A 13429-nucleotide genomic window follows, 5' to 3' on the forward strand; every position below is an offset into this window, starting at 1 on the left:
CGCCCGGGTTCAGGACAGATCGGCGAAGGTTTCGACCGCGCTGGTGCGACCGGCGACGATCAGCACGTCACCGCGTTTGACGACGGTGTCGGCGGTGGCGTAGGTGAAGTCGTGGCCGGGGCGTTTGATGGCGACCACGGTGACCCCGTGCTGGGTGCGCAGCCTGCTTTCACCGAGCGGGACACCGATGGCGCCGGCCGGGGCGAGCGTTTTGACCATGGCGTAGTCGTCTTCGAACTCGATGTAGTCCAGCATGCGGCCGGTGACCAGGTGCGCGACGCGTTCGCCCATCTCGTGCTCGGGCAGCACGACGTGGTGGGCGCCCATCCGTTCGAGGATGCGGCCGTGCTGGCGGCTGGTCGCCTTGGCCCAGATGTGCGGGATCCCGAAGTCGACCAGCAGGGCGGTGGTCAGGATGCTGGCCTCGAGATCGGTGCCGATGGCCACCACGGCACGCTGGAAGTCCGGGACGCCGAGCTGGCGCAGCGCGGTTTCGTCGGTGGTGTCGGCGACCGCGGAGTGGGTGAGGTCGTCGGCGTAGCGCTGCACGAGTGCGGCCCGCGAGTCGATGCCCAGCACCTGGGAGCCGTGCGCGGTCAGTTCACGGGCCAGCGAGCTGCCGAACCGGCCGAGGCCGATCACGACGACGCGGCCGGGACGGGGAGTGGAATTGTGGTCAGCCAACGATGGGTCGCTCCTCGGGTAGTTCGTAGCGGCGTGCGCGTTCGCGCAGCGCCAGCGCGGCGGCCAGGGTGATCGGCCCGAGCCTGCCCAGGAACATCAAGCCCACCAGCAGCAGCTGCCCGCTCGGCTGGATGGCGGCGGTGATGCCGGTGGACAGGCCGACGGTGCCGAACGCGGACACGGACTCGAAGAGCACCGCGTCCAGCGGCAGCCCGGTGATCAGCAGCAGCCCGAGGGTCGCGGCGGCGACCGCGCCCACGCCGAGCAGGGCGACGGTGAGGGCCTGGCGCTGGACTTCGGCCGAGAGCCGCCTGCCCATCACGTGCACGCTGGGTTCACCGCGGATCTCGGCGACGATGACAAAGGCCAGCAGGGCGAAGGTGGTCACCTTGATCCCGCCCGCGGTGCCGGCGCTGCCGCCGCCGATGAACATCAGGAAGTCGGTGACCAGCAGCGCCGCCGGGCTCAGCTGCGCCACGTCGAGGGTGTTGAACCCGGCGGTGCGCGGGCTGACCCCGTGGAACGCCCCGACCAGCAGCTTGTCACCCAGCCCCATCGGGCCGAGCGTGTCCGGATTGGACCATTCGATCGCGGTGATCACCACGATGCCGAGCACGGTCAGCGCGGCGTAGGTGGCCAGGGTGATGCGCGCGTGCAGCGTCCAGCGCCGCAACCGGCCGCGCAGGCGGCGCCCGATCTCGAACAGCACCGGGAAGCCGAGGCCGCCGGTGATCAGCGCGAGCATGATCGGCACGGTGATCCACGGATCGACGGCGTAGGGGGTGAGGCTGGTGGCGTAGAGGGCGAAGCCGGCGTTGTTGAACGCCGAGATCGCGTGGAAGACGCCCTCGTAGACCGCGCGGCCCCACGGCATGTCGTAACCGGAGGCGAACCTGGCGGTCAGCACGATCGCGGTGACCAGCTCGACCGCCACGCTCACGGCCACCACCCGGAGCACAACACCGCGCACCTCGCCCAGGCCGAGGGCCTTGGTTTCGGCTTGCGCGGTCAGCTGCATCCGCAGTCCCATGCGGCGGGCGACGAGCAGGCCCAGCAGCGAGGCCAGGGTCATGATGCCGAGCCCGCCCACCTGGATCAGGCCCAGCACCACCAGTTCACCGAAGGTGGACCAGTGGGTGGCGGTGTCCACCACGACCAGGCCGGTGACGCACACCGCCGAGGTAGCGGTGAACAACGCGGCCACGAAGCCCGTCGAGTCGCCGGTTTCAGTGGCAACGGGCAGCATCAGGAGCACCGTGCCGATCAGCACGGCCGCGCCGAAGCCGAGCACGACCAGGCGTGCCGGGTGGCCGAGGCCGGACTGGATCCGCCGGGGTTGCCGCCTGATCACGGCGCCACCGGAGCGGCAGGCCGCAGGTAAGCCACGTTCACTCCACCCAGCTGATCAGCACGTCGTCGGCTCGCACGGTGCTCGCGGCGGGGTCGTTCCACCAGTGGCGCACACCGGCACGCCGCACCGCCACCACCGTAGGGCCGCACCGCTGCACCGGCACGCCGACTTCGTCCGGTCCGGGGCGGCGTTCGCGCTCGTCTCCGGAGAGCAGCAGGCGGGTGGCACGGGCGAGGTCCAGCCCGGTCGCGGCCGGCGCGACCAGCTCACCGGCGGCTCGTGTGGCGACCACGGCCAGGTCCGCTCCGGCGCGTCGCAACACCGCGACCTGGCCGGGTGCCCGCGCGGCGACCACCAGCTTCGCCGCGGCGGTCAGGTGGCGGATGAGCCCGGTCAACTCCAGTGCGGTGGCGTCGTTCATGCAGGTGATCACCACGGCGGCCGCCCGCGGTATCCCGGACCGGCGCAGCACCGCGGCATCGCTCGCTTCAGCGGCGACCGCCCGCACGCCGGCCGCCGCTGCCGCGGCCAGCCGGTCGGCGCGCCGCTCCAGCACGACCAGCGGGCCGGGTCGATCGGCGGCCTCGGCCGTCAGGGCCGCGACCGCCGAAGCGCCGGTGCGGCCATAGCCGAGCACGGCGATGATCGGCGCGAGTTGATCCACAGGTCAAAGTTCACATATCACCCGATGGCCGGACCGCCCCCGACGCGCCCGTTGACGTTTTCTTAACGCCGTCGGCACGGTGAGCCGGATCGGGACCGCCGCCGTCGTCAATTTCCCGTTAGGAACCGTGGTGGTCCCTCCATCGATGGGCGCGCACCTACGGACACGCCGGAGGCCGGGGCGCAGGGGTGAGCTATCGCCGTCGTCGACCGCTGCCCGGACGCCGTCGAACGAGCCACCGGTACCGGGTTGCGGGCGGTTCTGGGCGACGGCACCGACCGCCAGGTGCTGGCGATGGCGATGCGCGGGCCGGTCGGCCGCGCGGTGGTCGCGGTGGGAGACGACCAGGCGGCCGTGCTGATCACGATGCTGCTCCGCGGAACGTGTCCGGCCGCGAAGTGGTGACCGCCGTCCGTGAAGAGAGCAGCACGTCTACCGCCGCCGCTGGTTCCGTCCTTTGTGGACTCGCGGTGGCGGCTGGCGTTCGGTGTGGTGCCCACGTTCTGGCCCGCACTGGTCGCCTGGTCCGCGTCGGCGTCACCGAGCACGTCCCACCCGGATTCGTGGCGCAGTGGCCCCGAATGTCCTTTTTGGACTTCAGTGACGTGCTGCGCCACCTCGACGACAACCACAGCACCGCGACCTACCTGTCCACCATGTCCGCCATGGTCGAAGAAGCCGCGGAAACCACGCTGGGCTGGCGGGCACCGGTAGCGCCCTCACCCCGCGCCGGTAGCCAGTTCGGCGACGAGCGCCGGGTGCTCGTCGACCACGAGGTGCCCAGCCGAGTCGACGATCTCGAGCCGGGCGCCCAGCGCTTCCCGCGCAGCGGGGGCGAGCCGGTGGCGGGGAAGGAACACGTCGGCATCGCCGACCGCGACGGTGCGGGCGACGTCGTGCCGGGCGATGGTGGCGTGGCCTGGGTCGGTGCTCGAGCGGACGTGGCGCGCGACCAGCGTCATCCACTCAACGAGCTCGGGCCGCGGGACGTGGTGGTGGTGGCTGTGCATGAGCCGGAGGAGCCGTGCGCTCGATCCCGGACTTCGCCGGACCAGCCAGGCCACCGAGGCCAGCAGCACCGCGGGCGTGATCCGCAGCCGGACCAGCCCACCCGGGGAGACCAGCACCTGGTGCCGGACGTGGCCGGAGTCGGCCGCCAGCGTGATCGCCGCTCCCAGTGAGTGCCCGACGACGGTCACCGGACCCGCCGCGAACTGGGCCACCACGTCGGTCAGCCAGCGCCCGTACCACGCCAGCCGGCCTGCGGCGGGCATGCGATCACCGCTGCTGAGCCCGGGTTGGCCGGGCAGGTCGGCCACGACGACCCGGCAGCGCGACGCCAGCTCGGCGGCCAGGGGGAGGTAGGCGCCCGCGCTGAAGTTGGTCCCTGGCAGCACCACCACGGTGCTTTCGCCGCCACCGGCGACGACCAGGTGGGTGGGTGCGCCGTGCGCGGTGATCACCCGGCGTTCGTGTGTGACGGGCCAGTTCGCGAGGCGGTCGGTACACCACTCGGTGATCGCTTCCCGGCCCGCTGGTGTCCGGTAGATCGACGCAGGCCGGCGTTTTCCACTGGGTGCCACGGGTTCTCCAGAACTGTCGAAAGTGGACAATCGCCGACCAGGCTTCCCGGCACACCGGTGCCCACCCTACGGGTTCCGGCCGCTGGCCGCGGCGGAGTGGTCCGCCGGCTCGTCGATGCGGACGGTGCCAGCGCCGCCGTCGATGGTGATCAGCTGCCCGGTTTTGATCTCGCGGGTGGCGCCGCGGACGCAGATCACCGCCGGAATGCCGTATTCCCTGGCCACGGTGGGGCCGTGGGCCACCGGCGAGCCGGTTTCGGTGACCAGGCCGGCGGTGGTCAGGAACAGCGGGGTCCAGCCGGGATCGGTGGTCGGGGCGACCAGGATTTCCCCGGGTTCGATGTGCGCGTCGGCGGGGTCGAGGATCACGCGTGCCCGGCCGGTCGCCCGGCCCGCGGCACCGGCCATCCCGGTGAGCACCCCGTCCTCGGCCGGGCCCGCCGGGGCGAGCGTCTCGACGTCGGTGCCGTCGGAAAGCAGGGCACCCGGCACGGTCGGGCGGCGGAGTTCACGCTCGTGCTCCGCGCGCCGGGTGGCGACCAGGTCGCGGTAGTCGGTCCCGTCGCGTGCGGCGGAGATCGCTTCCTGGAGGTCGAGGAACATGACGTCGTCGGCGCGCGTGAGCAGCCCCCGCGCGACGAGTTCCTCACCGGCGAGCAGCAGTTGCCGCCGTGACAGTTGGAGTGCGGGCAGCCAGGCGAACTTCCCGATCTCGCGGAGTCCGGTGAGGCGACGTGACCGGCGCATCAGGAACACCGCGACCCTGCCGCGCACCGGCCGCGTGCGACGCGTGCGCCGGGCGAGTTCCTCGATCATGGCCTCCGCCTTCGCCGCGGCCTGGCGGAACCGCCGGTCCGGTGCCTGCTCGGGGGCGTCCACGCGGAGGTAGTTGGCGATGGTGGCCCACAGCGGCGTGGGATCTTCCTCCCAGCGGGGCATGCCGACGTCGATTTCGGCCGCCGCGCGCATGCCGTACTGCGCCAGGAACCCGGCCATGCCGATGTCCGGTAGTTCGCCTGCCCGGTACTTCGCGGTGAGTTCGTCCGGGGACAGCCCGAGGAACAGCTCGCGGTGTCCGGCCGCGTTCACCGCGAGCCGCCACAGGGCCAGGTCCATCTCGGTGGTCACGTTGAACGGCATGCCACCGAGCACGACGTCGAGTTCTTCGGGCGAAGCAATCCCGTCGAGCAGCGCCGACGGTGCCGTGCCGGACACGATGCCCGCCGTCAGCGGGCCCAGCAGCCCGAGCATGCCGTTGCCCATCACCACCCCGTGCGATTCCTCGGCGACCCACGTCAGCCTGGTCAGCGCGGTGGCGGGTTCCGGTGGTGGCGTGGTCCGGTGGCGGATCTCGGCCACCGCGCGGTAGGCACGGGCACGGGCGGCGTCCGGGCGCGCCAGGCTCGACACGAGGCCGCCGAGCAGGCTCGGCGTCAGCTTCGCGGTGACCCGGATCGTGTTGCCCAGGCGGAACGGCACGCCGCGCCGCGGCGTGAAGCGCGGGTCGTCCATCGCCCGCTCGACCGCGGCTCGTACCCGCGGCCCGTAGACCTCGAGCGAGGTCCGCAGGCGTTTGCGCAGGAACTTGCTGCGGACGAAGTCGGTCAGGTCGAAGTAGAGCCGCCCGCCGATGGGCGTGAGCCGGGGCAGCGGATCACGCAGGGCGTCCCGGACACCGTGGGCGTGGAACCACATCGCCGCACCGGTTTTGAGCAGCGAGACGCCCATCGGCGTGCACGGCCGCAGCATGCCCTGGATGTGGCCGAATTCGAGGTACAGCCGGGTTTCGCCGGTGTCCGGCGGCAGCGGGAACAGGGTGGTGACCGGCCTCGACTGCAGCAGCCACAGGACACCGTCCGCGTCGATCGCCCACTCGATGTCCTGCGGGGCACCGAAATGCCGCTGCAACCGCGCACCGGCCTCGCGGAGCTGGTCGAGCTGGTGCGCGTCGAGCCAGCCGTTCCGGGCGGTGGCGGGGGAGTGGTGGGCGAGGACGTAGTGGTCGGGCACGACCGTGCCGTCCACGATCGCGGTCCCCAGCCCGGGTGCGGCGTCGACGACCATTTCGGTGCGGCACCCGGTGATCGGGTTGGCGGTGAACAGCACACCGGCCACCACGGGGTCGACCATCCGCTGGACCACCACCGCCATCGCGGCGTCCTCGATGCCCGCCGTCGCGCGGTAGGCCACCGCGCGCTCGGAGTACAGCGACTTCCAGCAGTCGCGGACGGCATTGACGAGCGGCCCTTCTCCGTCCACGTTGAGGAAAGTGTCCTGCTGACCGGCGAAGCTCGCCCCCGGCAGGTCCTCCGCGGTGGCACTCGAGCGGACGGCGACCCGGCCACCGCCGAGCCGCCGGTAAGCCTCCAGCAGCTCGCGCTCGGGAATGTCCCCAGCGGCCAGGGCATCGACGGTCAGGCAGAAGCCGTCCGGGACCCGCTCACCGGCGCGGACCAGCTCACCGAGCCCGGCGGCCTTGCCGCCCACCATGGCGAGCATCGAAGAATCGATTTCAGGCAGGGGTATCACGTGCATTCCGGGACCTCTTTGTCGGCAGGCGGTCGTCACAACTGCCGACCAGGCTTCCCGGCGCACCTGCGGAAACCGTACTCCTCGCGGTCCCCGGTGTCACGGCATTCGGCTCCGAAGCCAGCCGCCCGGGCGGGTGATGGAGCGAGTGGGTGCCCGGATGGTGAACGCGACGGAGCGAAGCCGTTCCGCGGCGTCGTCGAGCTGACCGTCGGTGGGCAGACCGAGTGCGGACGCCAGGCGGCGCCAGGTGCGCGGGTGCTGCCGACGGTAGCGCGTGAGCAGCTCCACGATCTGATCGCGGGTGAGGAACCGCTGCGGTGGCTGCCGGTAGCGGTGGCCACCGAGCCGGATTTCCAGCGGGGGCGCGGCCAGTAGGTTGCGGTACCAGTCGGCGCGTTCGCCGTAGCCGGAGACCACAAAAACTTCGGCGGTACCGAGGTCCACGACTTCCAGAACGGTTTCGCGTCGTAGTCCGCTGCGGCGCCCGCGGTGGGCCAGGTAGACAAACCGATGTCCGAGCAGCCAGCCCAGGCGCAGGCGGTAGAGCCAGACGGGGGCGCGGAACGCGGTCCGCAGCAGCCCGGTCGGCCGGTTGTCGAACCGTGCCAAAGCATCCTCACTTCTTGCTGGCGGTAGGGAGGTTCCGGATGAGCGTGGTGGGTTTCCCGGCCACGCTCGCCGCTATCAGGCGGTTGAGCAACGGCACGTGTGTCGTTCGCAGCGCTGCTCGGCGCACGGGGAGTTGCCACGCGGAATCCGGCAGGAACCAGCGTGCGGCAGCACGGCCGGTCTTCTGCTTCTCCTCGGCTACCGGGCGCCAAAGCCTTTCGTACTCCAGCAGCCCCTGGCTGATCGGCCGTGCTCCGGCCAGCCGGTCGGCGAGCAGATACGCACCGGCGACGCCCAGCGAGGCGCCTTGTCCGGCCAGCAGGGACACGGCATGGCACGCGTCGCCGACCAGCACGACGTGTCCGCTGCTCCAGCGGGGCATCTCGATCTGGGCGACTTGGTCGTAGTAGAGCTCGGTGGACGGCGGGCACCGATCGAGTGCTTCGGGTACCAGCCAACCCAGCTCGGCGTAGGCGTCGAGCACGGCAGCGCGGGTGTCGTCCGGCAGGCTCGGATCCGGGGCCCGGTGCACGCCGAAGGTGGCGACGCGGCCAGCCGGTAGGGCGTAGAAGCCCATCTGGCTGCCCATGGTGTCGGTCAGGCATGCCCGCCCGGCGACCGCGGCGCTGATCGCGGGGGAGTCGAAGGTGTAGGCCGCGGTGTGGAAGCCGAGATAACGGAGGAACCGGGATTCGTCCCCGAAGACCAGCCGCCGGACGGTGGAGTGGATGCCATCGGCGCCGACCAGGAGGTCGGCCTCCAGATCCGTGTTGTCGTCGAGGGTGATCCGCACGTGGTCACCGCGCTCGGCGACGGCGACCGGGCTGACGCCGAAGCGCTGGTCGACCGTGTCCGGTAACTGGTCGCGCAACACGCGCTCCAGGTCGGGTCGCATGAGGTTCAGCAGCGGGCCGTGGGCGAACAGGCCGGGGCGTACGGTGGCGCGGCGCCGCCCGTCCGCGTCGACGTACCAAGCCTCCTCGACCGGGTGCGCCACACCTTCGAGCGCGGGGAGCAGGCCCATCGATTCGGCGGCATCGTAACCGGGCCCGAAGAAGTCGATCATGTACCCGTGCGTCCGGGGCCCCGGCGCGCGTTCCAGCAGCACGACCTCGCCGCCGAGGTCCGACAGCCGGCCCGCCAGCGTGAGCCCGGCGATCCCGGCGCCGCAGATCACCGCCTTCATCGCGGCGGCTCCTTGCTCGCGGTCGTGGTGAGCCGGCGCAGCACGGTCGCCAGTTGCGCCGTGTCCGGGTCCGAGCCCAGCCCGCGGTGCAAGAGCAGCCCATCGACCGATGCCATCACCACGGCCGCGGTCTCCGCGGCCGCGGGCACCCCGTGTTCGCCCAGCCATCGACCGAACCGCTGCCGGAACTCCCCGGCCACCGCGGCGATCCGCTCGCGGAGTTCGTCGTCCCTGGTCGCCGCCAGGTATGCCTCGATGAACAGCAGCGACGTCTGGTCGCCGCCGGAGTACTGGTCCAGGGACGCGAGGATCCCTTCGACCGCCGCGGCCGGGGTGCCCGCACCGTCGAGCGCTTTGTCCACTTCGGACAGTACTGCGCGCATGCGGCCGATCACCGCCTCGTGGAGTAACGCGGGTATCGAGGAGAAGTGGTAGTGCACGACGCTTGGTGTCACCCCCGCGCGTTCGGCGAGCACCCGGGTGCTCACCGCGGGCCAGCCGCGTTCGGGAATGAGTTCGACCGCGGCGGCCAGTAGTCGCTCGCGCACCTCCCGGCCCCGTTCCGCGGCTGGGGAAGCCATCGTCCGCCACCTCCAGGGCGATCGTCCTGTACGACTGCCCTAACCGTAGGGCGTCCGCCGGTCGCGGCGCAACAGCGGTCCGGCCTGCCCACGAGGCTTGGCGGGAGTCCGTTGAGTACTCCGCAGCTCGCCACGGCAAACCCGTGCGGGTCGTACCGCATCCCGCGGCCGGGGACGCTGCGCTCCGCTCCGACAGGTTTTCCATCACCAGCAGGCTTCTCGCCACGCTGGACCGCTACCCGGCTGTCAGCGTGGACACCGGTCCGCTTTTCTGCCCTGACCTCGGGAATCCGCTGTCGCACGCGCAAGATGCCGCCTTGTTCGTCGTGGCGAGGCGTGCCTCGAGCGCGGCTGTGCGCCGCCGGCTTCACCGCGTGCCCTGTCCGGTTGCCTTCGTCGGCGATCGATCCGGAGCTGCTGGGCTCGATGAGCTTTCCCGATCCGCCCGCGAGGATCCGGAAACGCGTTGAACACGCCGCGGGTCAGCCTTCGACCGGCGGGGCGTCGAGGCAGGAGTAGTGAGCGGGTTCGTCGCGCTCGCCGCGTCCTTGCACCGTGGCCTGCACGGTGCCGGTTCCCGCGTCGGTGAAGGTGAACGTCACCGGCACGGTCGTGCCCGCGGGCACTTCCCGGGTGAACCCGCTCAGGGTGAGGTAGTACGGCGGGTGCCCGGTCACTTCCTGGGTGCCTGTCGTGGGCACGGTGCCACCGCGCAGGGTATGGCGGGCACGGTTTCGGCCTCGCCGTCGCATGCCTGATCCCACTGCAGCCGGACCTGTTCGGCGACGCTGCTGGACACCGCGATAAGACTGTCCTGAATGGACTCGTCGGTGAACAGCGACACAGCCAGCCGTGCGTCCTCGCCGCGTTGGTAGGTTCCGTCCGCGGGCCGTTCGATGTAGACGTTGCGCAACTTGACCGGGCCGATCTCGGCGTTGGTGCCCATGGTGCCCGCGCCCTGCCCGTGCTCGAGCGGGTCTCCGCATCCGGCGACTCCGGCCGGAACGAGCACGCACAGGAGCAACCACGCACGGCGCGCGAGTGCTGAGGCGGTCATCGTGCGGTGTACGCGCCGCCGCCCAGCCAGCCGTGCTGGCAGACGGGCCCGAAAGACCACGGCACCGGGATCAGCCCGGCCCGGTCGGGCGGGGTGACCTCCAAGCGCTCCGGCTCCGGCTGGCACGGGCCGTCGGCCGGTTCCTCCGGCGCGCGGACCACTGTCCAGTGCAATTCGCGTTGTGCCGCATCACCTTGGGCGAGCACCACCGGCGTGGGCGCCGGATCGGGTTCGCGCCACGAATCGGTGGGCAGGGCAGTGTCGTCGGCGTCCGCGAGCCGTAGATCGCCGTAACCGTCGACGGTGCAGGCGGGGCCGGACTTGTTGGTCAGCACGAGAGTGGCGTAGCGCTGCCCGGCACCTGGTGAGCCGGGCTCGAGCGTGCCGGTGAGCTGGTCGGCCGCGCACGAGGGTGCCGCGATCGGGTTCGTCGCGCTGGTCTCGCCGACCTGGACATCCGCTCGTTCCGGGGAAGGTGTGGCGGGTTCGCAGGCGGCCACCGATGTCGCACACAGACCGGCCGTCACGAGCACTCCTGTCAATTTCATCGGTTCCTCTCCGAAAAAATGATCGATTCACCGCGTCACCGGCCAGCGCACCGACCAGTGCCGTCGCACCGAGCACGATGGTCATCGCGGTCCACACGACCACCGCGAGACCGCTTGCTGCCGGGTCCAGCGTGCGGGCGAAGTCCGGATCTCCGGGGCGGTGTCATGCATGGCCTTCCCCGGTGTCTCGCAGCACGGCCACCGGGCAGGGAGCGTGGTACAGCACCGCGTGGCTGACCGAACCGAGGAAGACACGCCCCACCGCCCCGCGGCCATGGCTGCCGACCACGAGCAGCCGTGCGTGCTCGGCCAATTCCGTCAGGATCTGCGCGGGGTGCTCGGCCACGAACCGCACCTCGCTGCGCACCTCGGGGAAACGCGCGGCGAACTTGTCGAGGTGAGCCCGGACCGCGGCCTCCGCCTGCGTGTCTTGCCGTTCTCGCCCGACCGGGGCCATCGGAGCGCTGGCCAGCAGTCCCGCCTGCCAGTCCGTCCAGGCGTGCACCGCCAGCAGCGGCAACCCGTGCCCGGCCGCGAATTCGAACGCGAACTCCACCGCACGATCACTGACCGCCGAACCGTCCACGCCGACCACCACCGGCGCGTCCGCGGCCGCCGGCTCCTCGCCGCGGACCACGACCCCCGGCTGAACGGCTGTGCGCACCAACTCCGCGGCGGTCGACCCCAGCAGTGCCCGTGGCAAGGCGCTGAGGCCCGACGAGCCCACCACGATCAGCGAAGCCCCGGCCTCCTCGGCGAGCGCGGGCAGGGCCACGCCCGCCCTGCCCTCGGGCAGCACGGTGTCCACTGCCAGCTCGGGATGGGATTTGCCGCAGTGGTCGGCCATCTCATCGAGCTGGTACTCCGCCTGCTCGCGGATCCGGGTGCCCTCGACCTCGTCCGCGCTGGTCCAGCCCTGCATGACCGGCGGCGCCGACACGAAGCACTGCGCGATCAACAAAGTGCCCCGCCGCCGCACCGCCTCCTCGGCCGCCCACTCGACAGCACGGCGAGAACCGTTCGACCCGTCGAATCCGGCCAAGATCGAGCCAACAGGAATGGTCATGTCCGCCTCCTTCGCCTTCGGTACGGTGAAATGCCAGGAAACTCCTTGTCGCGTTCCCCCGTCCTCACAGCCATACACGTAGCCACCACCCTCGTGACCGGCCCGTAACCTGTCTCGCTCGCGAACCTTGCGATTACCTGACAACCGACGAATTCCCGTTCCGGTGCGAGATCCACTGGGTAGGCCGCGCGTGACACAGGGAAGGAGCCTCGTGATGAATGAAAATCGCAGAGGAAGTCCTCGACCGGAATGCGAACAAGATCGGTGAGATCGACGGATTAATGATCGACCAAGACGAGCGCAGGGTCCGGCTGCCGGAATTGGCATCCGGCGGCTTTCTTGGTATCGGCGCGCAAGAGGTGCATATCGACAGCGATCGCGATCAAGCACGGCCCACACCGGATCGGCACGTGTTCAGACAGCGCACCGGGGTATCGCTTCACATGGCCAACTTCAGAAACGGTGTGCTCGCGCTGTCAGCGGCGGCGATGCTGCCCCTGACTGCCTGCACACCCGGCAACGAACCCAGTTCCGCCACCGCCCACCCCGCCGAATCCGGCGACCGCCGAACCCGGCGGGTACGCCGCTGTCGTCGAGCGGCTGAGTCCCAGCGTGGTGACCATCCAGGCCGCCGGCGGCATCGGCAGCGGCGTGGTCCTGCGCGAGGACGTCGTGATGACCAACGCACATGTCGTCGGCGAAACTCGGGAGGTCACCGTGGCCTATGCCGACGGGAGCCGATCGCCGGGGACGGTGCTGGCCACCGACGAGGTGACCGACCTGGCCGTGGTGCGCAGCGAACGCGGCGGGCTGCCCGTTCCCGAGTTCCGCCAGGAACTACCACAACCCGGTGAGGTGGCGCTCGCCATCGGCAGTCCGCTGGGATTCGAGAACACCGTCACGGCCGGGATCGTTTCGGGGCTGCACCGGCAGCTTCCGGGATCGGCGGCCCAGACCCGTTCGCTGGTCGATCTCGTGCAGACCGACGCACCGATCTCGCCCGGCAATTCCGGTGGCGCGCTGCTCGACGCGCAAGGGCGGGTGATCGGGATCAACGAAGCCGACTTGCCGCCCGAGACCGGCGCGGTCTCCCTCGGATTCGCCATTCCGTCGGCCACCGCCCTCGACATCGCCGAGCAGCTGCTGGCCGATGGCACCGCCACTCATCCCTACCTCGGGGTGTCGGTGCGCCCGCTCACCCCGCCCATCAAGGAAAAGCTCGGGTTGGTGGCCGACCACGGCGTGGTGGTCGGCGCGGTCGACGACAACAGTCCCGCCGCCTCGGCCGGTGTCCGGGCCGGCGACGTCATCACCGAGTTCGGCGGTGCCCAGATCCGCACGGTGGAGGACCCGCTCACCGCGCTGAGGAAAACCAAGGCGGGCGAATCGGTTCCGCTCGTGGTCCTCCGTGACGGCCAGCGACACGAGCAGGCCGTCACGATCGAATCCAGGTGACCGGCCGAAAGGAACTCGCACAAATGCGCATCCAGACACCAGGTGGCCTCCGCCGGCGGTGCGCCATCGGCACAGCCGCGGTCCTGGTTGCCACGGCCACCGGCTGCGGCAAC

14 protein-coding genes are annotated in these 13429 nt (G+C 70.9%); 2 read left to right on the forward strand and 12 right to left on the reverse strand.

Going from position 1 to position 13429, the window contains the following annotated elements; translation table 11 throughout:
• Nucleotides 1-9 precede the first annotated feature (9 nt).
• From A4R43_RS01900 to A4R43_RS01910, 3 genes are read right to left on the reverse strand one after another with little or no spacing between them, the layout of a single operon-like run.
• Nucleotides 10-684 (reverse strand): potassium channel family protein, encoded by a 675-nt coding sequence (locus A4R43_RS01900; RefSeq protein WP_205215208.1) that lies wholly within the window; start codon nucleotides 682-684, stop codon nucleotides 10-12.
• Complete coding sequence (locus A4R43_RS01905; RefSeq protein WP_113690684.1) at nucleotides 677-2035, reverse strand: TrkH family potassium uptake protein; 1359 nt, start codon at nucleotides 2033-2035, stop codon at nucleotides 677-679. The genes A4R43_RS01900 and A4R43_RS01905 overlap by 8 nt, the downstream gene beginning before the upstream one ends.
• A gap of 37 nt (nucleotides 2036-2072) precedes the next feature.
• The gene (locus A4R43_RS01910) at nucleotides 2073-2699 is read right to left on the reverse strand and encodes an NAD-binding protein (protein WP_113690685.1); all 627 of its coding nucleotides are present in this window, start codon (nucleotides 2697-2699) and stop codon (nucleotides 2073-2075) included.
• 249 nt (nucleotides 2700-2948) lie between these two features.
• On the opposite strand from A4R43_RS01910, the gene A4R43_RS01915 reads away from it, so the two are divergent.
• Nucleotides 2949-3104: an NAD-binding protein gene (locus tag A4R43_RS01915; RefSeq protein ID WP_236808712.1), complete on the forward strand. Its 156-nt coding sequence runs from the start codon at nucleotides 2949-2951 to the stop codon at nucleotides 3102-3104.
• Between the two features lie 314 nt (nucleotides 3105-3418).
• Here A4R43_RS01915 and A4R43_RS01920 read toward each other — a convergent pair whose 3' ends face one another.
• From A4R43_RS01920 to A4R43_RS01960, 9 genes are all read right to left on the reverse strand, one after another.
• Nucleotides 3419-4162, reverse strand: a complete 744-nt coding sequence (locus A4R43_RS01920; protein ID WP_205215209.1) for an alpha/beta fold hydrolase — start codon at nucleotides 4160-4162, stop codon at nucleotides 3419-3421.
• Nucleotides 4163-4348: 186 nt separating this feature from the next.
• The gene (locus A4R43_RS01925) at nucleotides 4349-6781 is read right to left on the reverse strand and encodes a PEP/pyruvate-binding domain-containing protein (RefSeq protein ID WP_236808713.1); all 2433 of its coding nucleotides are present in this window, start codon (nucleotides 6779-6781) and stop codon (nucleotides 4349-4351) included.
• 129 nt (nucleotides 6782-6910) lie between these two features.
• On the reverse strand, nucleotides 6911-7423 hold the full coding sequence (locus tag A4R43_RS01930) for a nitroreductase family deazaflavin-dependent oxidoreductase (protein ID WP_113690689.1): 513 nt from the start codon (nucleotides 7421-7423) through the stop codon (nucleotides 6911-6913).
• 7 nt (nucleotides 7424-7430) lie between these two features.
• Nucleotides 7431-8609 (reverse strand): FAD-dependent monooxygenase, encoded by a 1179-nt coding sequence (locus tag A4R43_RS01935; RefSeq protein WP_113690690.1) that lies wholly within the window; start codon nucleotides 8607-8609, stop codon nucleotides 7431-7433.
• The gene (locus tag A4R43_RS01940; RefSeq protein ID WP_113690691.1) at nucleotides 8606-9190 is read right to left on the reverse strand and encodes a TetR/AcrR family transcriptional regulator; all 585 of its coding nucleotides are present in this window, start codon (nucleotides 9188-9190) and stop codon (nucleotides 8606-8608) included. The genes A4R43_RS01935 and A4R43_RS01940 overlap by 4 nt, the downstream gene beginning before the upstream one ends.
• 482 nt (nucleotides 9191-9672) lie before the next feature.
• Nucleotides 9673-9891 carry a hypothetical protein gene (locus tag A4R43_RS01945; protein WP_162788268.1) on the reverse strand — a complete coding sequence of 73 codons (219 nt, stop codon included), beginning with the start codon at nucleotides 9889-9891 and terminating at the stop codon, nucleotides 9673-9675.
• Complete coding sequence (locus A4R43_RS01950) at nucleotides 9864-10247, reverse strand: hypothetical protein (RefSeq protein ID WP_162788235.1); 384 nt, start codon at nucleotides 10245-10247, stop codon at nucleotides 9864-9866. The genes A4R43_RS01945 and A4R43_RS01950 overlap by 28 nt, the downstream gene beginning before the upstream one ends.
• Nucleotides 10244-10774 (reverse strand): DUF4232 domain-containing protein, encoded by a 531-nt coding sequence (locus tag A4R43_RS01955; protein WP_162788269.1) that lies wholly within the window; start codon nucleotides 10772-10774, stop codon nucleotides 10244-10246. The genes A4R43_RS01950 and A4R43_RS01955 overlap by 4 nt, the downstream gene beginning before the upstream one ends.
• 184 nt (nucleotides 10775-10958) lie before the next feature.
• A complete protein-coding gene (locus A4R43_RS01960; protein WP_113690695.1) occupies nucleotides 10959-11861 on the reverse strand; it encodes a universal stress protein in 903 nt (300 codons plus the stop codon).
• A 612-nt stretch (nucleotides 11862-12473) separates the two neighbouring features.
• On the opposite strand from A4R43_RS01960, the gene A4R43_RS01970 reads away from it, so the two are divergent.
• A complete protein-coding gene (locus A4R43_RS01970; RefSeq protein ID WP_236808714.1) occupies nucleotides 12474-13316 on the forward strand; it encodes a S1C family serine protease in 843 nt (280 codons plus the stop codon).
• The last annotated feature ends 113 nt before the right edge of the window (nucleotides 13317-13429 follow it).

It is taken from the genome of Amycolatopsis albispora (assembly GCF_003312875.1).
GTDB classification, from domain to species: domain Bacteria; phylum Actinomycetota; class Actinomycetes; order Mycobacteriales; family Pseudonocardiaceae; genus Amycolatopsis; species Amycolatopsis albispora.